Origin of the sequence: Kitasatospora sp. GAS204B (genome assembly GCF_029892155.1) — a bacterium.
Taxonomy (GTDB): Bacteria; Actinomycetota; Actinomycetes; order Streptomycetales; family Streptomycetaceae; genus Kitasatospora.
This window is the reverse complement of sequence record NZ_JARZAG010000024.1, coordinates 51738-71891: the sequence shown is the minus strand read 5'-3', so window position 1 is coordinate 71891 and position 20154 is coordinate 51738. Positions and strand designations below refer to the sequence as shown.

Below are 20154 nucleotides of genomic sequence, written 5' to 3'. Positions count from 1 at the left end.
CTGGAGGCGAACGCATGCAGGGCCCCCGGGCCACCGCTCTCGCGGCAAACCCCGCGCTGGGCAGCGGCTACTTCGACGCGTACGCGGCCGTCGGCCTGCTCGCGGTTGTCGGCATGCTCTTCCTGGTGGTCGGATTCACGGCCAACCGCCTGCTGCGCCCGGTCGTCTGGTCCCCGGAGAAGCTGCTCACCTACGAGTGCGGGGTCGACCCGGTCGGTGAGGGCTGGGCGCAGACCCAGGTCCGGTACTACATCTACGCGTTCCTCTACGTGATCTTCGCGGTCGACGCGATCTACCTCTTCCCGTGGGCGACGGTCTTCGCCGCCGCGGGATACGGCATGGCGACGCTGGTGGAGATGTTCGTCTTCCTCGGCTTCCTCGCGATCGGACTGCTCTACGCCTGGAAGAAGGGGGTCCTGGAATGGACGTGACCCACAGCCACGGCTCCGGTGGACCGGTCCCGCTCGGTCTGCCCGACCCCGCCAACCCCGGTCCGGGGGCACTGGAGGCGCGCCGGCTCGGCCCGCTGGCCCGGCTCGCCCCGGACCCGGTCAAGGTGGTGCTCAACTGGGGCCGCCGGTACAGCCTGTGGTGCTTCAACTTCGGGCTGGCCTGCTGCGCGATCGAGTTCATCGCGGCCTCGATGGCCAAGCACGACTTCATCCGGATGGGAGTCATCCCGTTCGCGCCCGGGCCGCGCCAGGCCGATCTGATGATCGTCTCGGGCACCGTGACGGACAAGATGGCACCGGCCGTCCGGCGGCTCTACGAGCAGATGCCGGAGCCCAAGTACGTCATCTCCTTCGGCGCCTGCTCCAACTCGGGCGGGCCCTACTGGGACTCGTACTCGGTGACCAAGGGTGTGGACCAGATCATCCCGGTCGACGTCTACGTGCCCGGCTGCCCGCCGCGCCCCGAGGCATTGCTGCAGGGCATCCTCAAGTTGCAGGAGAAGATCGCGGCCGAGTCGCTGCCGGAGCGCTACAGCGGCCCGTCGGCCGGTGCGCTGCGCCGGCCGCTGGTGCCGGGGCCCGGAGGCGCGCAGTGAACGCGGTGGATCCCGAGCAGACCGCCGCCGCGATCGGCCCCTGGGCGAGCGCGGCCCAGGCCTATGAGCTGCTCACCGTGGACGTCCCCGCCGAGCACTGGATCGAGGCGCTGACCGCCGCCCGGGACGGGCTCGGCCTGCGCTTCTTCGACTGGCTGAGCGCGGTGGACGAGCTCGCCGAGGGCTTCTCGGTCTGCGTCCACCTGGCCACCGTCGGGGACGGCGCCGCGGTGCGCCACCTGCTGCTGCGCACCCGGGTGCCGCGGGCCGGCGCCGCGCTGCCGAGCGCCGCCGGGGTCTACCCGGGGGCCGGCTGGCACGAGCGCGAGACGCACGAGATGTTCGGGATCGACTTCACCGGCCACCCGCACCTGGTGCCGCTGCTGCTGCCCGACGGCTTCGAGGGGCATCCGCTGCGTAAGGAGTTCGTGCTCGCCGCCCGGGTCGCCAAGGCCTGGCCGGGCGCGAAGGAGCCGGGCGAGAGCGACCACGACCACGCGGGGCCGGCCCGGCGCAAGATGCAGCCGCCCGGCGTGCCGGATCCGAACGAGTGGGGTCCGCTCAAGGGCACCCTGCCGCCGGTGGCGGAGCGTCCGGGCCGCGCGGCCCGCGGTCCGCGGGCGGCGGCGGCCGGGGCGGAAGGCGCGCCCGCGGTGCGGGCCGACCGGCCGCGCCGGACCCGCAGCATCACCGAGGGGTCGGCCAGCCAGTCGGCGCCGCAGGGCGAGACACCGGCCGAGACGCAGGCCGAGGCGCCGGAGCGTCCCGCGCGTACCCGCGGCGCCGACGCGCCGTGGCACGCCCCGGTGCCGGCGCACGACCCCGAGCCCGAGAAGTCGGCCGAACCGACGTCCGACGCACCCGCCCCCGAGGCCCCGGACCCCGAGACACCCGACAGCCAGAACGGAGAGCGCGCGTGAACCTGCTCGACACGCTGCTGCGCTGCCTCGCCGCGCTGGTGGTCCTGCTCACCTTCCCGCTGATCATCGGTCAGACCGAGCACAAGGTGATGGCCCACATGCAGGGCCGGCTCGGCCCGATGTACGCCGGCGGCTTCCACGGCTGGGCCCAACTGGTCGCGGACGGCGTCAAGTTCGCGCAGAAGGAGGAGATCGTCCCGGCCGGCGCCGACCGGCGGGTCTTCCAACTGGCCCCGGCCGTCGCGCTGCTGCCGTACCTGCTGGTGCTGCTGGCCGTCCCGGTCGGCCCTGGCGGCTTCGTCGGGGAGGCGATCGACGCGGGCATCTTCTTCGTGCTCGCGGTCATGGGCATCGGAGTGCTCGGCTCGCTGATGGCCGGCTGGGCCTCGGCGAACAAGTTCTCGCTGCTCGGCGGCCTGCGCTCGGCGGCCCAGCTGATGTCCTACGAGCTGCCGATGCTGCTGGCCGGCGCCTCGGTGGCGATGGCGGCGGGCACCGTCTCGCTGCCCGGGATCCTGGGCCAGTTCCACTGGTGGTGGATCCCGTGGCAGGCGATCGGCGCCTTCGTCTTCTTCACGGCGGGCCTCGCGGAGCTGCAGCGCCCGCCCTTCGACATGCCGGTGGCCGACTCCGAGATCATCTTCGGTGCCTACACCGAGTACACCGGGCTGCGCTTCGCGCTCTTCCTGCTCTCCGAGTTCGCCGGCATCCTGGTGCTCTGCGCGCTGACCACGGTGCTCTTCCTCGGCGGCTGGCACGGCCCGCTGCCGCACACCCTCGGCTGGCTCTGGACGCTGCTGAAGACCTTCGCGCTCGCCTTCGTGGTGATCTGGGCCCGGGTGACCTTCCCGCGGCTGCGCGAGGACCAGCTGATGCGCTTCGCCTGGACCGTGCTGATCCCGCTCGCACTCCTCCAGCTCGCCCTCACCGGCATCATCAAGGTGGCGATCTCCCAGTGAACCTTCCCGGCTCCGGCCTGGCCAAGGGCCTCGCCGTCACCCTGCGGACCATGACCCGCAAGTCCGTCACCGCGCAGTACCCCGAGGTGCAGCCGCAACTGCCGCCGCGCAGCCGGGGCGTGATCGGGCTGCTGGAGGAGAACTGCACCGTCTGCATGCTCTGCGCCCGGGAGTGCCCGGACTGGTGCATCTACATCGACTCGCACAAGGAGACCCTGCCGGCGGTCGAGCCGAACGCGCGGGCCCGCACCCGCAACGTGCTGGACCGTTTCGCCATCGACTTCTCGCTCTGCATGTACTGCGGGATCTGCATCGAGGTCTGCCCGTTCGACGCGCTCTTCTGGTCGCCCGAGTTCGAGTACGCGGAGACCGACATCCTCGAGCTGACCCACGAGCGGGAGAAGCTGCGCGAGTGGATGTGGACCGTGCCGGCCCCGCCGGCCCTGGACCCGGCCGCCGAGGAGCCCAAGGAGATCGCCGGCGCCCGCAAGGCCGCCGAGAAGCTGGCGGCCGCCGCCGGGGGTGACGGCGCATGAGCTCCGCCCTGCTCGCCGCGACCGGCTCGCTGAGCCCCGCGGCCCGCGGCTTCCTCTCGCCGACCGGCGTGGAGATCGTCTTCGTGCTGGTCGGCCTCGCCGTGCTCGGCTCCGCGCTGATCTCGGTGACCACCAAGCAACTGGTGCACGCCGCACTCTGGCTGGTCGTCACGCTCGGCGGCCTGGCGATCGAGTTCCTGCTGCTCACCGCCGAGTTCGTGGCCTGGGTGCAGGTGCTGATCTACCTCGGCTCGGTGGTCGTCCTGGTGCTCTTCGGCCTGATGCTCACCCGGGCGCCGATCGGCCGCTCGCCGGACGCCGACTCGGGCAACCGTTGGATCGCCCTCGGCGTCGCGCTGGCCTCGGCCGGCACCCTGGTGACCCTGGTGGTCGACGCCTTCCGGACCTCCTGGATCGACCTGGGCGCGGGCGGCGGCAGCACCGCCGTGACCGGCGCCAGCCTGTTCCGGTACTGGGTGCTGCCCTTCGAGGCGCTCTCGGTGCTGCTGCTGGCCGCGCTGGTCGGCGCGATCGTGATCTCCCGGACCGGCAAGGGCGACGCCAAGCCCCGCCCGGGCAAGCTGCGCACCCGGCGCCCCGCCGGCGCCACCGCCGCCCCCCAGCAGCAGGAGCGCTGACAGCCGATGCACCTCGCCTACCCCGCCGTGCTCGCCGCGCTGCTCTTCAGCATCGGCGTCTACGGCCTGCTCGCCCGGCGCAACGCCATCCTGGTGCTGATGTCGGTCGAGCTGATGCTCAACGCCGTCAACCTCAACCTGATCGCCTTCGACGCCTGGCTGCGCGACGCGCTGCACGCCGGGCAGGCGCTCACCCTCTTCGCCATCACCATCGCCGCCGCCGAGATCGGCCTCGGCCTGGCGATCGTGCTGCTGGTCTTCCGGACCCGCGGCACCGCGGACGTGGACCGGCTGCGGGCGCTCGGCGACCGCGCCGCCGAGGTCCCGGCCCAGTTCGACGGCGCGGCCACCGACAACGCGGCGAAGGGTCAGGCCGTCAAGTGAACATCGCCCTCCCCGCGCTGGTCCCGGCGCTGCCAGCGCTCGGCGCTGCCGCCACGTTCGCCACCGGGCGCCGGGCCCCCGGCTACGCCCGGCCGCTGGCGATCCTGCCGGTGGCCGCCGCCGCCGTGCTGGCCCTGGTCACCGCGCTGCAGCTGGGCACCGGCGCCACGCTGGACGTGGCCACCCGGCTCACCCCCACCGGCGGCCCGGAGATCTGGCTCGGCCTGCACCTGGACGGCTACACCTCGCTGATCTCGGTGCTGGTCGGCGTGGTCGCCACCTGCGTCCAGATCTACTCCACGGCCTACCTGCGCACCGACCCGCGCTACCCGTCCTACGCCGCGCTGGTCTCGCTCTTCACCGCCGCGATGTTCCTGGTGGTCTACTCGGGCGACCTGATCCTGCTGCTGGTCGGCTGGGAGATCATGGGCATCTGCTCGTACTTCCTGATCGGCCACCACTGGGAGACCGCGGACGCCAGGGCCGCCTCGCTCAAGGCCTTCCTGGTCACCAAGCTGGGCGACGTGCCGTTCCTGTTCGGCATCTTCCTGCTCGGTGCCGACGCCGGGACCTTCCGGATCCAGGGCGTGCTGGCGGCCGCCGCGCACGGGCAGCTGCACCACCCGACGCTGATCGCGCTGCTGCTGCTGGCCGGTGTGGCCGGCAAGAGCGCGCAGTTCCCGCTGCACACCTGGCTCCCGGACGCGATGGCCGGCCCCACCCCGGTCTCCGCGCTGATCCACGCGGCCACCATGGTCGCGGCCGGCATCTACCTGGTGGCCCGGCTGCTGCCGGTCTTCCTGCTCTCCGGCGCCGCGCTGGTGGTGCTGGCGGTGATGGCCGGGGTGACCATGGTCGGCTCGGCGCTCTGCGCGCTGGCCCAGGACGACATCAAGCGGGTGCTCGCCTACTCCACGGTCGGCCAGCTCGGCTACATGGCCGGCGCGCTGGCCAGCGGCGACCGTGAGGCGGCGGTCTTCCACCTGGTCAGCCACGGCGCCTTCAAGGCGCTGCTGTTCCTGGCCGCCGGCGTGCTGATCCACGCCGCGCACACCAACTCGCTCTCCGCGATGTCCCGGCTGCCCGGGCTGCGCGACCGGGTGCCGGACGCCCGCTGGACGCTGGGCATCGGCCTGGTCGCGCTGGTCGGCCTGCCGCCGTTCTCGGGGTTCTTCAGCAAGGAGTCGGTGCTCACGGCCGCCGAGCACGCGGCCACCGGGGACGCGCTGACCAACGGCGTCGGCCCCGCCGCCGCGGTGCCGCAGGTGGCCGGCTGGATCGTGCTGGTCACGGGACTGCTGACCGCGCTGCTCACCGCCGTCTACGCGACCCGGCTCTGGCTGCTCGCCTTCCCGAGCCGCCGGGCGGCTCAGGCGGCCAAGGCCCAGGCAACTGCTGCGGCGCCCGTCGCCGAGCCGGGCGCACCCTACTCGCCCGAGCTCGACGAGGCCGACCCCGGGCAGAGCGAGCCGGCCGCGATGCGCTGGCCGCTCTGGGTGCTGGCGGTGCCCACGATCGGCTTCGGCGTGAGCAGCCTGCGCACCGACTGGCTGCCCAAGCTGCTGGACGGCGGCTCGCTGCGGCCGAGCCTGCCCACCGCCGTGCTCGGCACCGGGGTCGCGCTGGCCGGTGTGCTGATCGGCTACGCGGCCTGGCGCACCGCCACCGCCAAGGCCCGGCGGAGTCCGGCCGAGGCGGCCGCGCCGGTGCCCGACCCGGGCCGGGTGCTGCTCGGCCCGCTGCACGGCCCGGCGCAGCACGGCTTCCACCTGGACCGGCTCTACAGCCTGGCCTTCGTGCGCCCGACGGTGGCCGCCGCCGAACTGGTCAAGTTCCTGGACCGCGAGGTGGTCGAGGGCTACGTCCAGGCCTCCGGCGGGACGGCCAAGCTGCTCGGCTGGGTGGTGCGGCGCAGCCAGACCGGCAACGCGCAGACCTATCTGAGCGCGCTGCTGGCCGGCGTGGTGCTGATCGCGGTCTTCGTGGCGGTCGGTACATGAGGCACCTTCAGCTGATCACCCGTCACCCGTCCGCCCCGGCCCGCTCAGGGAGTCCCCGATGAACGCGCTCCTCATCGCCCTCCTGGTGCTGCCGCTGCTCGGCGCCGCCGTCACGCTGGCCCCGGCCGGCCTCTTCGGCCCGGACGCCGAGACCCAGGACCGCCGCGCGCTGCGCTTCAACGCCGTGGTCACCGGGCTGGTGCTGGCGCTGGCCGTGGCGCTGACCGCCGTCTTCGACCACGTCCACCCGAGCCGGATGCAGGGCACGGTGAACCTGCCCTGGATCCCGGCCCTCGGAGTCCGCTTCCACCTCGGCGTGGACGGCATCTCGCTGCCGCTGGTGGTGCTGACCGCGCTGCTCACCTTCCTCTGCGCGCTCTACTCGACCAAGCGGCTTCCGAGTGGCGAAGGCACCCCGTCGGCGCGGGTCTTCACCGGGCTCTTCCTGCTGCTCGAAGTGGGCATGCTGGGCACCTTCCTGGTGCTCGACCTGCTGCTCTTCTTCGTCGCCTTCGAGATCGTGCTGATCCCGATGTTCTTCCTGATCGCGCGCTGGGGCAGCGGCGCCCGGACGGCCTCGGCCAACCGGTTCATCCTCTACACCCTGCTCGGCTCCGCGGTGATGCTGCTCGGCTTCCTGCTGATCGGCCTCAAGGCGGGCACCTTCGACATGACGGCGCTGGCCGCCGCGCACGGCCACGGGCTCTCGCACAGCACCCAGGTGCTGGCCGCGCTGGCGATCGGTCTGGGCCTGCTGGTCAAGGCGCCGGCCTGGCCGCTGCACAGCTGGCTGCCGGACGCGCACACCTCGGCGCCCACCGTCGGCTCGGTGCTGCTGGCCGGCGTGCTGCTCAAGATGGGCACCTACGGCCTGGTCCGGGTGCTGCTGCCGGTGGTGCCGCAGGGCGCCCACACGCTGGCCCCCTACCTCGGGGCGCTGGCCGCGGTCGGCATCGTCTACGGCTCGCTGGCCTGCCTCGCGCTCGCCCGGCCGGGCCGCAAGGGCGACCTGAAGCGGCTGATCGCCTTCTCCTCGGTGGGCCACATGGGCTTCGTGCTGCTGGGCATCGCCTCGCTCACCCCGGTGGGGGTGAACGGCGCGCTCTTCGCCAACATCGCCCACGGCCTGATCACCGGCCTGCTCTTCTTCATCGTCGGCGCGCTGAAGGACCGCTACGGGACGGCGGACCTGGACACCCTGGCCGGGGCCACCGGCGCCGCGCTCTACGGGCGCGCGCCGCGACTGGGCGCGCTGCTCGCCTTCGCCGCGGTGGCCAGCCTCGGCCTGCCGGGGCTGGCCGGCTTCTGGGGCGAGGTGCTGGCGATGTTCGGCGCCTTCGATCCGGCCGCGGGTCTCTCCCGGCGGGCCTTCGTCACCTTCATGGTGCTGGCGGGTCTGGGCACCCTGCTGACCGCCGCCTACCTGCTGACCATGGTGCGCCGGGTCTGCATGGGCGATCCGGCCCAGCCGGCCGTCGCCGAGCCGGCCGAGCTGCGCCCGTACGAGGCGGTCAGCTGGACCCCGCTGGCCGCGCTGACCCTGGCGGCCGGGCTCTGGCCGGCGCTGCTGCTCGGGCTCTTCGATCCGGCCGTCAAGCAGCTGCTGGCAGGTGGCTGACCGATGATCAGCACCCTTCACCCCCTGGGGCCCTCCGCCGTGAACCCGACCTCGCTGCTCGCCGTCGCCCACCCCGGCGCGCTGATCCAGTCCATCGACTGGGTGGCGATCGCCCCGCCGCTGATCGCCGCGGTGGCCGCGCTGCTGGTGCTGCTCGCCGACCTGCTGCTGCCGGAATCCGGCAAGCGGCTGCTCGGCCCGCTCAGCATCGGGGGCCTGGCCCTCGCGCTGCTCGCGCTGCTGCCGCTGACCGGCGGCGCGCCGCGTGCGACCTTCTGCCTGCCGGGCGGCCTCGGCAGCTGCTCCTACGTGGCCGACCACTTCGCACTGGTCTTCCAGCTGCTCGCGCTCGGCGGCGCGCTGATCGCCGCGCTGCTCTCGCTGCACGCGGTCGACGAGGACCGGCTGCCGGCCGGCGAGTACTGGTTCCTGCTGCTCAGCAGCGCCGCCGGGGCCGCGCTGCTGCCCGCCGCCCGGGACCTGGCCACCCTGGTGATCGCGCTCGAGGTGGTCTCGCTGCCCTCGTTCGCGCTGGTCGCCTTCAAGCGCGACGGGCGCGGTGGCGAGGCCGCGCTGAAGTTCTTCCTCTCCTCGGTCACCGCGACCGCCGTGATGCTGCTCGGCGTCAGCTTCGTCTACGCCGCCACCGGCAGCCTGCACCTGGCCGCCATCAACGAGGGCCTGGGGCACGTCCCGGGCCGGCTCGGGCCGCTGGCCGAGGTGGGCGCCGCGCTGACCCTGGTCGGCTTCGCCTTCAAGGTCGCCGCCGTCCCGTTCCACTTCTGGGTGCCCGACACCTACGCCGGCGCCCCGCTGCCGGTGGCCGGCTACCTGTCGGTGGTCGGCAAGGCGGCCGGCTTCGCGGGCCTGGCGCTGGTCACCAACCTCGCCTTCCGCCCCTACGGCCACACCTGGGGCCTGCTGCTCGCGGTGGTCGCCGCCGTCACCATGACGACCGGCAACGTGGCCGCGCTGCGCCAGCGGTCCGACTCGGCGCAGGGCGCGGTGCGCCTGCTGGCCTGGTCCTCGGTGGCCCAGGCGGGCTACCTGCTGGTCCCGCTGGCCGCCGCCGGCTACGCGGGGACGGCCCATCCGCTGGGCGCCACGGCGGCCTACGCGCTGATCTACGGCCTGGTCAACCTGGGTGCCTTCGGGGTGGCGGCGGTGGTGGCCAGGACCAGCCCGGCCAACCGGCTGGACGACTACCGGGGCCTGTTCGCCCGCAACCGCTGGGCCGCGCTGGCGCTGGCCTTCTTCCTGCTCTGCCTGGCCGGACTGCCGCCGGGCGTGGTCGGACTGTTCGGCAAGGTGGTGGTCTTCCAGGCCGCCGTGAACGCGGGTCTGGGCTGGCTCGCGGTGCTGATGGCGGTCAATGTGGTGATCGCCCTGTACTACTACCTGTTCTGGCTGGCGAAGCTCTTCGTGCCCGGCACCGAGGCCGCCACGAGCCGGGTGCCCAGGCCGCTGGCCGCCACCCTCGGGCTGACCGCGGCGGCCGCCGTGGTGCTCTCGGCGGCGCCGCAGCTGGTGCTCCAGGTGGTCTCGGGGAGCCTCTTCTAGCTGGCGTCCAGCTCGTGCGTGCGAATCGTCGGGATGCGCACGGCCCGCTGCCGTGCGAGGAAGGGAACCTGGGCCCCGACGTCCACCGTTGACCAAGCACAGAGGGATGTGAACAGAGGGCTTCCCACCGCACCACTTGGAGGGGCTGCCGTGCACCGCCAGCACAACGGACTGAGGACGGCCGTCCTCCTCGGTGGACTGTCGGCACTGATCCTGCTGATCGGCAGCTTCTTCGGTCGCACGGGCCTGCTCATCGGCCTGTTCGTCGCCCTGGCGACCAACGGCTACGCCTACTGGAACAGCGACAGGCTGGCACTGCGCGCGATGCGGGCCCGCCCGGTCAGCGAGATCGAGGCCCCCGGGCTCTACCGGATCGTCCGCGAGCTCTCCACCGCCGCCCGGCAGCCGATGCCCCGCCTCTACCTCTCGCCGACCGAGGCCCCCAACGCCTTCGCCACCGGCCGCAACCCGCGCAACGCGGCCGTCTGCTGCACCGACGGCATCCTGCGCCTGCTGGACGAGCGGGAGCTGCGCGGGGTGATCGGCCATGAACTCAGCCACGTCTACAGTCGCGACATCCTGATCTCCTCGGTGGCCGGAGCGCTGGCCTCGGTGATCATGTTCCTGGTGAATTTCGCCTGGCTGATCCCGTTCGGCCGCAGCGAGGACGACGACGGACCCGGGCTCCTTGGCGTCCTCGCCATCATGATCCTGGGCCCGCTCGCCGCGACCATGATCCAGCTGGCCGTCAGCCGCTCCCGCGAGTACCAGGCCGACGCCGACGGTGCCCGGATCACCGGCGACCCGCTCGCCCTGGCCGGCGCGCTGCGCAAGCTGGAGACCGGCACCCAACGCCTCCCGCTGCCCCCCGAGCCCCAGCTGCAGACGGCCAGCCACATGATGATCGCCAGCCCGTTCCGCACCGGCGACGCCGGCACCCGGCTGTTCGCCACCCACCCGCCGATGGGCGAGCGGATCGCCAGGCTGGAGCGGATGGCCGGGCGGTAACGTGGCCCCGACCGCACCCCGAGCCGCCGGAGGCCCGCTCATGTTCGTCGTCACCCTGACCTACACCGCCTCGCTGGAGCGGATCGACGAGCTGATCCCGGCTCATGTGGAGTGGCTGGACCGGAACTACGCGACGGGCGCCTTCCTCGCCTCCGGCCGCCGGGTCCCGCGCACCGGCGGGGTGATCCTGGCGCAGGCGGCGAGCCCGGCGGCGCTGGACGCGGTGCTGGCCGAGGACCCGTTCAAGAAGGCGGGCGCTGCCGAGTACCAGGTGGTGGAGTTCCTGCCGACCAAGACGGCGCCCGCGCTGGAGTCGCTGGCGGTGCACCCGAACTGACGGCGGGCCGGGGCCAACTGGTTGCCCGTCGGTTGCCCGTCGGTCGTGCCCCGCTCGTCATGGCGTCACCGGGCGGGGAAGGCAGCGGAGAAGGACCCGTCGAGGGAGGACCGCACCGTGTGCAACGACGAGAGTTGCCGGCACCACACCGCCGATGACGACCCGGACCCCGGCCGCCGCGCGCTGCTGCGGACCGGCCTGATAGCCGGGGCGGCCACCGCGCTGACCCTGGCACCGATCTCCTTCGCCGCCGCCGACGCACCGGCCCCGACCTCCGGCACCGACAGCCGGACCATCACCGGGCACCTGGACACCGGGGCCGCCGACTTCGTCCACCTGCCGGTCGAGGTGCCGCACGGCGTCCAGCAGATCGCCGTCTCCTACAGCTACGACAAGCCCACCGTGCCGGCCGGCGTCCCGGGCAACTCCTGCGACATCGGGATCTTCGACGAGCGCGGCACCGAGCTCGGCGGGGCGGGCTTCCGCGGCTGGTCCGGCGGGTTCCGCACCTCCTTCGCGATCAGCAACGGCGCGGCGACCCCCGGCTACCTGCCGGGGCCGGTCCGGGCCGGGACCTGGCATGTGGTGCTCGGCCCGTACCAGGTGGCGCCGCAGGGACTCGACTACTCCGTCCAGGTGCTGCTGACCTACGGCGACCCCGGACCGGCCTTCACCCCGCAGTACCCGGCCGACCGGGCCAAGGGGCGCGGGCGGGCCTGGTACCGCGGGGACTGCCACCTGCACACGGTGTACTCGGACGGGCGCCGGCTGCCCGAGGAGGTGGCGGCGGGGGCCCGCGCGGCCGGGCTGGACTTCATGGTCAGCACCGACCACAACACGCCCGCCTCGCACGGGATCTGGGGCCCGCTGGCCGGCCCCGACCTGCTGATCATCACGGGCGAGGAGGTCACCACCCGCAACGGCCACTGGCTCGCGCTCGGCCTGCGGCCCGGGGAGTGGATCGACTGGCGCTACCGGTCCCGGGACAACGCCTACGCCCGGTTCGTCCGCCAGGTGCACGGCGCCGGGGGCCTGGTGGTGCCCGCGCACCCGTACTGCCCGTACGGGGCCTGCCAGTTCAAGTTCGGCTACCAGGGCGCGGACGCGGTCGAGGTGTGGAACGGGCCGTGGACCTACGACGACGAGTCCGCGGTCGACACCTGGGACTCCCGGCTGGCCGAGGACCTGCGGGCCGGCCGGCCCTGGCTGCCCGCGATGGGCAACAGCGACGCGCACAGCGTGCCGCAGGTCATCGGCTCGCCGCAGAACGTGGTGCTGGCCGACGACCTGACCCGCGATCAGATCCTGGCCGGGCTGAAGGCCGGCCGCAGCTGGCTGGCCGAATCCCAGGCGGTGCGGCTCGACTTCAGCGCCGCCGGGCACGGCCGCCAGGCCGGCATCGGCGAGCGGCTGACCGTGCCGGTGGACGCGCCGGTGGACGTCACGGTCACCGTCGCCGGGGTGCCGCACGGCACCGTGCGGCTGATCACCGACGAGGGCCAGCTGCACCAGGAGTCGCTGCCCGCCGACGGCTCCGGCACCGTGGTCTGGCGCACCACCGCCTCGCTCGCGAGCTACGTGCGGGCCGAGGTGCGCCACCCGCTGGCGGACGGCACCGCCGGGCAGGGCAACGCCATGGGCCCCGCGCTGCCCTGGGGCCCGATGGCGGCGCTGACCAACCCGATCCTGCTGTCGGTCGGCTGACGGGGCAGGCCCGGGCCTACTGGCCGCCGTCCTCGGGCGGCGGCCAGTGCGTCCCGTTCTCGCCCGGCGCCAGCCGGGCCACCACCCGGGTCAGCCCGATGCAGGCCTGCTCGATCCTGCGGTACATCGCCTGCTGCTCCGTGATGATGGCGGAGAGCAGCAGGCCGGTCAGCGCGGCCGAGCCGTTCAGCGCCTGAAGGATCGTCATGGTGGCGAGCACGCCGTGGTGGGCGAACGGGCCGCGGTGGTCGACGGCGGCTCCGATGGTGAGCACCGAGACCACCAGCACGCAGGGTGTGGCGCCGATCAGCTGGAAGCGCAGCGCCGCCCAGATGAGCACCGGGAAGACCAGGAAGAGCAGGCCCAGCGAGCTGTTGGTGGCGACCAGGGTGACCCCCACCGTGCCGGCCAGCAGGGCCAGCGGCTCCACCCAGTCGAACGGCCCCCGCTCCTCGGGCGGCCGGAAGGCGCGCAGCGCCAGCAGCAGCGGGGTGACCACCAGCACGCCCATCGCGTCCCCGGTCCACCAGGCCGACCAGGTCGCCAGGAACTCCTTGCCGGGCACCGACCCGCTCAGCCAGAGCACGCCGCTGCCCACGGTGGCGCTGATCAGCATTCCGGCCAGCGCGCCGAGGAAGACCAGGGCCAGGCCGTCGCGCAGCCGGTCCAGCTCCAGCCGGAAGGCGGCCCGGCGCAGCATCAGGTAGGCGGCGACCGGGGCCAGCGTGTTGCCCGCGACGATCCCGAAGGAGGCCGGGTGCAGCGGGCTGATCGAGACGATCACCAGGAAGGCACCGAGCGCGATGCCCGGCCAGATGCCGACGCCGAGCAGCAGCAGGCAGGTCAGCGCGATGCCGGTGGGCGGCCAGAGCGGGGTGACCTTGGCGTCCGCCACCACGATCTGCTGGAGCAGGCCGAGCCGCCCGGACACGAAGTAGGCCGCCGCGACGGCGAGCATCCGCAGGACCGCGGCGGCCGAACGCCTCAGGTCCCAGGACAGCTGCACACCGTTTCGCACCACAGCAGCCATCAGACAACGCCGGAGTGGCCCGGGCGGCCGTGACACGCTCGGAGGCCGTCAGCGTCCGCCGGTCGGTGGCTCGTCGTGGCGCAGCACCAGGACGGCGGCGTCGTCCTGGTGCCCGGTGAGGTCGGCCACCTTGATCACCTCGGCGGCGAGCTCCGCCGGGTCGGCCCAGACCCCCGCCCGGGTGACCCTGGCCACCTGTTCCAGGCCGGCCTCGAGCGGGAACGCCGGGCCCTCGATCACCCCGTCGGTGACCAGGACGAACGCGCACACCGGCGGCAGCCGGCGGCGGGTCACCGGGTAGCGCTCGTCGGGCAGCACGCCGAGCGGCAGGCCGCCCTCGTCCTCGGTGAGGCCCCAGCGGCCGTCGGGGGTGGCCCAGACCCAGGGCACATGGCCGGCCCGGGCGTGCGAGAGCTCCCGGGTGACCGGGTCGAAGCGCAGGAAGCTGCAGGTCGCGAAGAGCCGGGTGTCCATCGAGAGCAGCAGGTTGTTGGCCCGGCTGAGCACCTCGCCCGGGTCGGCCGCGGTCGCCGCCACCGCGCGCAGGCCCACCCTGACCTGGCCCATGAAGGCCGCGGCCTCCACGTCGTGGCCCTGCACGTCGCCGATCGAGAAGGCCAGCGAACCGTCCGGCAGCCGGAAGCCGTCGTACCAGTCGCCGCCGATGTTCAGGCCGTGCCGGGCGGGCGCGTAGCAGGCGGCGGCGCGCAGTCCGGGCAGCTCGGGCAGTACGGCGGGCAGCAGCTCGTGTTGCAGGGCCTCGGCCAGTTCCACCCGGGCCTGCTGCAGTTCGGCGCGCTCCAGCACCTGCTCGGTGAGCCGGCCGAGCTCGGTCAGCAGCTCATCGGCGCTCGCGTGGCGGGTGGGGCGGCGTCGGGTCATCGACCCTCCGAGGTGCTGCGTCGGGTCCCGGCGGAGGCGGGGCGGACATAGGGCAAACTCATCCTATTTCCGCCCCGCCCGGTCGGCCCAGTTCACCTCGGGCCGGCCGGCTCAGTTCACGCAGGGAATGCCGCCCATCTTGACCGGCGGCCCCTGCATCGGCAGACTCGCCGCCGGATCCGCGCTCGCACCGCCGCCGGCGCCCGGGCTGCTCGCGGCGGGCGGCGCGGCGGCCGGGCCGCCCGGCGGGGTGTAGCCGGTGCCCAGGATCACCTGGATGTGCCCGGCGGCCACCGCCGAGGAGGGGCTCGCGCTCACCCCGTAGCGGGCGGCCACGGCGTCGGCGCTGTCCTTCTCACCGGCGCCGTAGCTGACCGTGGTCGTCTTCGGGTGGCTGCTCGCCTCGGTGACGCGCCCGGCCCTGAGGCCCATGCCGACCAGCGCCTTGGACTCGTCGGCGGCGGCTCCGGTGACCGTGGAGGCGTTGTACACGTCCACCGTCCCGCTCAGCTGGGCCGCCGGCGCCGCGCTGCTGGGGGCGGCGGCCGAGGCGGGCGCGGGCGAGGAGGTGTCGGCGGGGGCGGGCGCCGGGTCATGGCCGAACAGGGTCTGGATGATCTGCTTGATCTGCACCGGGTTGACCTTGTTGACGTCCTCGCCGCCGACGGTCTCGAAGCCGGCGATCGGCAGGGTGTTGAACTCGACGTTGCCGCCGGTCAGGTTGGGTGCCTGCTGGGCGAAGTCCAGTATGTTCCACTGGTCGTCGATGACCACGTCCTTCTTCACCACGTTGAAGAGGTTCTGCATCTTGCCGAGGTCGCCGAAGACGCCCTCCTGCTTGAGCTTGTACTCGGCGGAGGAGATGAAGGCCTGCTGGCGGTGGGTGCGGTCGAGGTCGCCGCCCGGCAGGTTGTGGCGCTGGCGGACGAAGGCGAGCGCCTGCGAGGCGTTCAGCGTGTTGATCCCGGCCGTGCCGGAGAAGCCGGAGCCCTGACCGGTCTCGGCAGGGTCGCTGGTGGCGTGGTTCAGGCAGACCTGGATCGGGCCGAGGGCCTGCGCGATGTCGTAGAAGCCGAGCAGGTTGACCTCGGCGAAGTGGTCGATCGGGATCCCGAGGAAGTTCTGCACGGTCGCCAGGGTCGCCGCCCGGCCCGCCTCACGGCTCTGCTGCTCCTCCTGCGCCTTGGAGAGCCCCTTGTTCGCCAGCTTGGCGTCGGCGGCGGCCTTGGCGATGCCGTAGGCCTCCTTGATCTTGTGCATCCTGCCGTCCGCGCCCTGGGTCTGGACGTAGTCGTCGCGCGGGATGGAGAGCGCGGTGACCTTGCCGCCGTTGGCGGGTATGTGCAGCACGATCAGGGTGTTGGTGTTGTAGCCGCCGATGCTGCTGGAGCCGGCGTTCAGCTCGTCCTGGACGAACTGCTTGGGCAGGTCGTTGCCGTTCATGTCCTTGCGGCTGTCCAGGCCGATCAGCAGGATGTTGACCGAGTTGTCCAGGTGCGGCGGCGCGGACTTCTTGACGGCGCTCAGCGCGGTCGAGGTGGTCAGGCCGGTGGTCAGCGAGGTGTAGGCGTACCAGGAGAAGCCGCTGCCGCACAGCACCGCGAGCGAGGTGGCGCAGGCGATCGTGCGGCCGGCCACCACCAGCGGCGAGGTGCGCCGGGGCTTGGCCGGTGCGGCGGCCTGGCGGCGGGCGGCGCGGCCCGGGTCGGCGGGGGAGTGGTCAGCCACGACGGTTCCTCTTCTCCAACATGATCCGGACCACGATGACGACCAGGGCAGCGATGATCGACTCCGCCATCACCGGGAAGCCGTGCACCAGCCAGCGCACGGATCCGGTGGCCAGCGCCTTGGACCCCTGGTACTTGGCGGAATCGCCGAGCAGTTCGCCGCCGGCCCAGGCGACCAGCACCACCACCGGTGGCGCCGCCAGCACCCACCACCAGCCCGCGCGGGTGGCCAGGGCGGCCGCCCCGGCCGTGCCGAGCACGGCGCAGAGCTGGAAGAGCAGGCCAAGACCCGGGCCCATCGCCTCGTCGCCCAGCGCGCCCACCAGCGGCAGGACGACCAGCAGCAGGGCGACGGCGCCGCTGTGCCGGGCCGCCGGCGCGGGCTTCGAGCGGCGTCTGCCGGCCCGCGGTGACGCCGCTATCTCATCGTCGGGCCGCTCGGCCCACTGCTCTGCCACCTGCTTCGCACTCCCTCGCTACTTGCTTGGTTGCGCAATCTAGCAAGTGTTCCTTGAGGTCGTGCCAGGGGCCACCCGGAAGCCTTACCCGGGCGCGCTACCGGCGGCTCACAGCGCCGCCTCGGCGCCGGGCTCCAGGGTGAACTCGCCGTCGTCGGCGTCGTAGTCGTAGAGCTCGCCGTAGCGGCCCCAGTCGATCGCGATCTCCAGCTGGCGCCTGGCGTCCTCGGAGTCGTAACCGCGGCGCAGCAGGTCGAGGAAGAGGTCCTCGCGCAGCTTGTGCTCCTTGGTGGCCGCCAGCGCCTGCACGATGGCGCGCACCAGCGGGGCCCGGCGGGCCGCGTTGCGGGCGAACAGCTGCTTGCTGGTGAGGATGTCGGCGGCGGTGAACTCGCGCCCGGCCTCGGTGAGCGCGATCCGGGCCCGGGCGGTGTCGGCGAAGCCCAGCAGCACGACGGCGTCGACCAGCGGCAGCAGGTCGTCGATCTCGAAGTTCAGCTCGTCCGCGATCTCCGCCAGGCCCTCCTCGCCGCCCATCGACTGCAGGATCTCCAGCAGACCGGCCAGCCCGCCGACGCTGGCCACCGGCAGCGGGGTGGTGATCGGGGTCGCGGGCGGCCGGCTCGCCGCCGCCTCGGTGGCCGCGGCCGCCTCGCGCTCCTCGCGACCGGTCAGGATGCCGTAGACGGTGTCCACCAGGGCCTCGAACTGCGGGGTGCGGCGATCGCGCGGGCGCGGCAGGTCGACGGGCAGCTCGGCCATGATCCGGCCCGGATTGGAGGAGAGCACCAGGATCCGGTCGGCCAGCAGCACCGCTTCCTCGATGTTGTGTGTGACGATCAGGATCGACTTCACCGGCGCCTCGTGCCCGTCCCACAGGCCGACCAGCTCGTTGCGCAGGTTCTCGGCGGTCAGCACGTCCAGCGCGGAGAACGGCTCGTCCATGAAGAGCGAGTCCGGCTCGACCACCAGCGCCCGGGCGAAACCGACCCGCTGGCGCATGCCGCCGGAGAGCTCCTTGGGGTAGGCGCCCTCGAAGCCGTCCAGGCCGATCAGGTCGATCGCCTTCAGCGCCCGCTCCCGCCGCTCGGCCTCGCCCACGCCGCGGGCCTGCAGGCTCAGCTCCACGTTCTGCTGCACCGTAAGCCAAGGGAGCAGCGCGAAGGACTGGAAGACCATCGCCACCCCGGGGTTGGCGGCGAGCAGCGGGGTGTCGCGGTAGGAGACGGTGCCCGAGGACGGGGCGATCAGCCCGGCCAGGCAGCGCAGCAGGGTCGACTTGCCGGAGCCGGACTTGCCCAGCAGCGCGACGATCTCGCCCTCGACCAGCCGCAGGCTGATGTCGTCCAGCACCGGCAGCGCGCGGCCGTCGGGGGTGCTGAAGGTCTTGGTGACGCCGTCGGCCTCGACGATGGTGGCCCGGGCAGGGGTGCTCATCAGGTTCTCCGTCACAGTGCGTAGCGGGTCTCGGCGAGGCGGTACAGGCGCCGCCACAGCAGGCGGTTCAGCGCGACCACGTAGAGGCTCATCACGCTCACCCCGACCAGGATCTTCGGGAACTCGCCGGTCCCGGTGGCGTCCGCGATGTAGGCGCCGAGGCCGAACGCGGTCAGGTGGTGCGAGCCGTAGCTGACCACCTCCGCGACGATCGAGGCGTTCCAGGCGCCGCCGGCCGCCGTGATCCCGCCGGTCACGTAGTACGGGAAGATCGCCGGCAGGATGAACGCCCGCCAGCGCAGCCAGCCGCCCACCTGGAAGCCGGTCATCGCCTCGCGCAGGTCGGACGGGACGGCCGAGGCCCCCGCGATCACATTGAACAGGATGTACCACTGGGCGCCCAGGGCCATCAGCAGCACCGCACCGATGTTCAGCGAGATGCCGATCGCGATGAAGGCGGCGGTGGCGAACGGGAAGACGAAGTTCGCCGGGAAGCTGGCCAGCACCTGCACCACCGGCTGGGCCAACCGCAGGACCTTCGGGTTCATCCCGATCCACACCCCGATCGGCACCCAGACCACGGTCGCCAGGATCAGCAGCAGCACCACCCGCCCGAAGGTGGCGGCCCCGAGGTAGAACGCGTGCACGAACTCGCCGAGCCCCACCGTGGTGCGCACGTAGTCGAAGGCCTCCCAGGCGCCGAACAGCGAGACCGCGCTCACCGCGCCGGCGAAGAACACGTCTCCGGTGCGCTCCCGGACCGCCGGCGTCGCCAGCGGGTGCTCGGCCAGCCCGAAGATCCGCATCCCGTGGTCCAGCGCAGCCCCGACCGGGCGCAGCGGCCGCCCCAGCCGGGCCGGCACGCTGGAGCGGCGCAGCAGGTCGAGCACCACGCTGCGCGGCCGGTCGGCGGCCTCCGACTCCTCCACCCGGAACCGCTCCGACCAGGCCGTCAGCGGCCGCCAGAAGATCACGTTGACGCCGATCACCATGACCACCATGACGGCGATCGCGATGCCCACCTGCCCGAGGTTGCCGGCGGCGATCGCCGCGGCCGCGTAGGACCCCATGCCGGGCAGCGCGTAGTGGTGGTTGAGCACGCTGATCGACTCGGAGGCGGCCAGGAAGAACCAGGCGCCGCCGAAGCTCATCATCCCGTTCCAGACCAGCGGGATCATCCCGCTGGGCACGTCCAGGCGCCAGAACCGCTGCCACTTGGTCAGCCGCATCACCCGCGCCGCCTCGTCCAGCTCGCGCGGTTGGCTGGTCAGCGAGGCGTAGAAGGCGAAGGTCATGTTCCAGGCCATCGCGGTGAAGATGGCGAAGATCGAGGCGCACTCCAGGCCCAGCGTGGAGCCGGGGAAGAGCGCGATGAACGCCGTCACGGTGACCGAGAGGAAGCCGAGCACCGGCACCGACTGCAGGATGTCGAGCACCGGCAGCAGCACCTTCTCCAGCCGCCGCATCCGGGCCGCCGCGGTCGCGTAGACGAAGGTGAAGAGCACCGAGGCGATCAGCGCCACGAACATCCGCAGCAGCGAACGGACTGCGTAGTACGGCAGGTTGACCGGATCGGTGGAGACCGTCTCCGGCGCCTGGTTCGGCAGGAACGGCGCGTTCAGTTCCGGTGCCAGCAGCAGCAGCCCGTACAACAGCGCCAGGATCGCCGCCGCGACCAGCACGTCCGCCCAGCGCAGCGCCGGCCGGCGCCAGACTCCCCGGGACGGGAACCCGCCGTTACCCGCCACCCGCACCACCGCCCGCCGCGCGCCACTCCTCGGTCACCGGGCCACTCAACCACCGGCGCCCCACCGTGACACCACGCCGGGATGGCCGTGTTCCGAACACTCACCGACACGGCCCAACGGGCCCGGCCGGTCCGCGATGCCGCCGCATCCGTCACCCGTT

The 20154-nt window shown here is 72.9% G+C and carries 19 protein-coding genes; 13 read left to right on the top strand and 6 right to left on the bottom strand.

From position 1 onward, the window contains the following. Window positions 1-14: 14 nt before the first annotated feature. The 13 genes from P3T41_RS27980 to P3T41_RS27920 all read left to right on the top strand — a co-directional run bounded on the left by P3T41_RS27980 (window position 15) and on the right by P3T41_RS27920 (window position 12712). Window positions 15-431 (top strand): NADH-quinone oxidoreductase subunit A, encoded by a 417-nt coding sequence (locus P3T41_RS27980; protein ID WP_280693303.1) that lies wholly within the window; start codon window positions 15-17, stop codon window positions 429-431. Continuing rightward, on the top strand, window positions 422-1048 hold the full coding sequence (locus P3T41_RS27975; protein ID WP_280693302.1) for an NADH-quinone oxidoreductase subunit B family protein: 627 nt from the start codon (window positions 422-424) through the stop codon (window positions 1046-1048). The genes P3T41_RS27980 and P3T41_RS27975 overlap by 10 nt, the downstream gene beginning before the upstream one ends. After that, window positions 1045-1968: an NADH-quinone oxidoreductase subunit C gene (locus P3T41_RS27970; RefSeq protein ID WP_348533700.1), complete on the top strand. Its 924-nt coding sequence runs from the start codon at window positions 1045-1047 to the stop codon at window positions 1966-1968. The genes P3T41_RS27975 and P3T41_RS27970 overlap by 4 nt, the downstream gene beginning before the upstream one ends. Window positions 1969-1970: 2 nt before the next feature. Then, window positions 1971-2927 (top strand): NADH-quinone oxidoreductase subunit H, encoded by a 957-nt coding sequence (locus tag P3T41_RS27965; protein WP_280693353.1) that lies wholly within the window; start codon window positions 1971-1973, stop codon window positions 2925-2927. A 50-nt stretch (window positions 2928-2977) separates the two neighbouring features. Continuing rightward, window positions 2978-3463: a 4Fe-4S binding protein gene (locus P3T41_RS27960; protein ID WP_280693352.1), complete on the top strand. Its 486-nt coding sequence runs from the start codon at window positions 2978-2980 to the stop codon at window positions 3461-3463. After that, on the top strand, window positions 3460-4101 hold the full coding sequence (locus P3T41_RS27955) for an NADH-quinone oxidoreductase subunit J (RefSeq protein WP_280693301.1): 642 nt from the start codon (window positions 3460-3462) through the stop codon (window positions 4099-4101). Before P3T41_RS27960 ends, P3T41_RS27955 begins: the two co-directional genes overlap by 4 nt. Window positions 4102-4107: 6 nt before the next feature. Continuing rightward, entirely contained in the window at window positions 4108-4485 is a 378-nt protein-coding gene (gene nuoK / locus P3T41_RS27950; RefSeq protein WP_280693300.1) for an NADH-quinone oxidoreductase subunit NuoK, read from the top strand. After that, window positions 4482-6485 (top strand): NADH-quinone oxidoreductase subunit L, encoded by a 2004-nt coding sequence (locus P3T41_RS27945; RefSeq protein ID WP_280693299.1) that lies wholly within the window; start codon window positions 4482-4484, stop codon window positions 6483-6485. The genes nuoK and P3T41_RS27945 overlap by 4 nt, the downstream gene beginning before the upstream one ends. Before the next feature lie 58 nt (window positions 6486-6543). Continuing rightward, window positions 6544-8103, top strand: coding sequence for an NADH-quinone oxidoreductase subunit M (locus tag P3T41_RS27940; RefSeq protein ID WP_280693298.1), 1560 nt, complete (start codon window positions 6544-6546; stop codon window positions 8101-8103). A 3-nt stretch (window positions 8104-8106) separates the two neighbouring features. Then, window positions 8107-9663 carry an NADH-quinone oxidoreductase subunit N gene (locus P3T41_RS27935; RefSeq protein WP_280693297.1) on the top strand — a complete coding sequence of 519 codons (1557 nt, stop codon included), beginning with the start codon at window positions 8107-8109 and terminating at the stop codon, window positions 9661-9663. A gap of 150 nt (window positions 9664-9813) precedes the next feature. After that, window positions 9814-10671 (top strand): zinc metalloprotease HtpX, encoded by an 858-nt coding sequence (gene htpX / locus P3T41_RS27930; RefSeq protein ID WP_280693296.1) that lies wholly within the window; start codon window positions 9814-9816, stop codon window positions 10669-10671. 40 nt (window positions 10672-10711) lie between these two features. Next, a complete protein-coding gene (locus tag P3T41_RS27925) occupies window positions 10712-11008 on the top strand; it encodes a YciI family protein (RefSeq protein WP_280693295.1) in 297 nt (98 codons plus the stop codon). A gap of 222 nt (window positions 11009-11230) precedes the next feature. Beyond that, entirely contained in the window at window positions 11231-12712 is a 1482-nt protein-coding gene (locus P3T41_RS27920; RefSeq protein ID WP_280693351.1) for a CehA/McbA family metallohydrolase, read from the top strand. 16 nt (window positions 12713-12728) lie between these two features. On the opposite strand, the gene P3T41_RS27915 is transcribed toward P3T41_RS27920, so the two are convergent. The 6 genes from P3T41_RS27915 to P3T41_RS27890 all read right to left on the bottom strand — a co-directional run bounded on the left by P3T41_RS27915 (window position 12729) and on the right by P3T41_RS27890 (window position 19994). Then, window positions 12729-13742: an MASE1 domain-containing protein gene (locus tag P3T41_RS27915; protein WP_280693294.1), complete on the bottom strand. Its 1014-nt coding sequence runs from the start codon at window positions 13740-13742 to the stop codon at window positions 12729-12731. 48 nt (window positions 13743-13790) lie between these two features. After that, window positions 13791-14624: a PP2C family protein-serine/threonine phosphatase gene (locus P3T41_RS27910; protein ID WP_280693293.1), complete on the bottom strand. Its 834-nt coding sequence runs from the start codon at window positions 14622-14624 to the stop codon at window positions 13791-13793. 111 nt (window positions 14625-14735) lie between these two features. Then, window positions 14736-16352, bottom strand: coding sequence for an LCP family protein (locus P3T41_RS27905; protein ID WP_280693292.1), 1617 nt, complete (start codon window positions 16350-16352; stop codon window positions 14736-14738). Next, on the bottom strand, window positions 16345-16809 hold the full coding sequence (locus P3T41_RS27900) for a DUF6542 domain-containing protein (protein ID WP_280693291.1): 465 nt from the start codon (window positions 16807-16809) through the stop codon (window positions 16345-16347). Before P3T41_RS27900 ends, P3T41_RS27905 begins: the two co-directional genes overlap by 8 nt. A 108-nt stretch (window positions 16810-16917) precedes the next feature. Beyond that, complete coding sequence (locus tag P3T41_RS27895; protein WP_280693290.1) at window positions 16918-18246, bottom strand: nitrate/sulfonate/bicarbonate ABC transporter ATP-binding protein; 1329 nt, start codon at window positions 18244-18246, stop codon at window positions 16918-16920. Between the two features lie 11 nt (window positions 18247-18257). Continuing rightward, window positions 18258-19994, bottom strand: coding sequence for an ABC transporter permease subunit (locus P3T41_RS27890; RefSeq protein ID WP_280693289.1), 1737 nt, complete (start codon window positions 19992-19994; stop codon window positions 18258-18260). Between the last annotated feature and the right edge of the window lie 160 nt (window positions 19995-20154).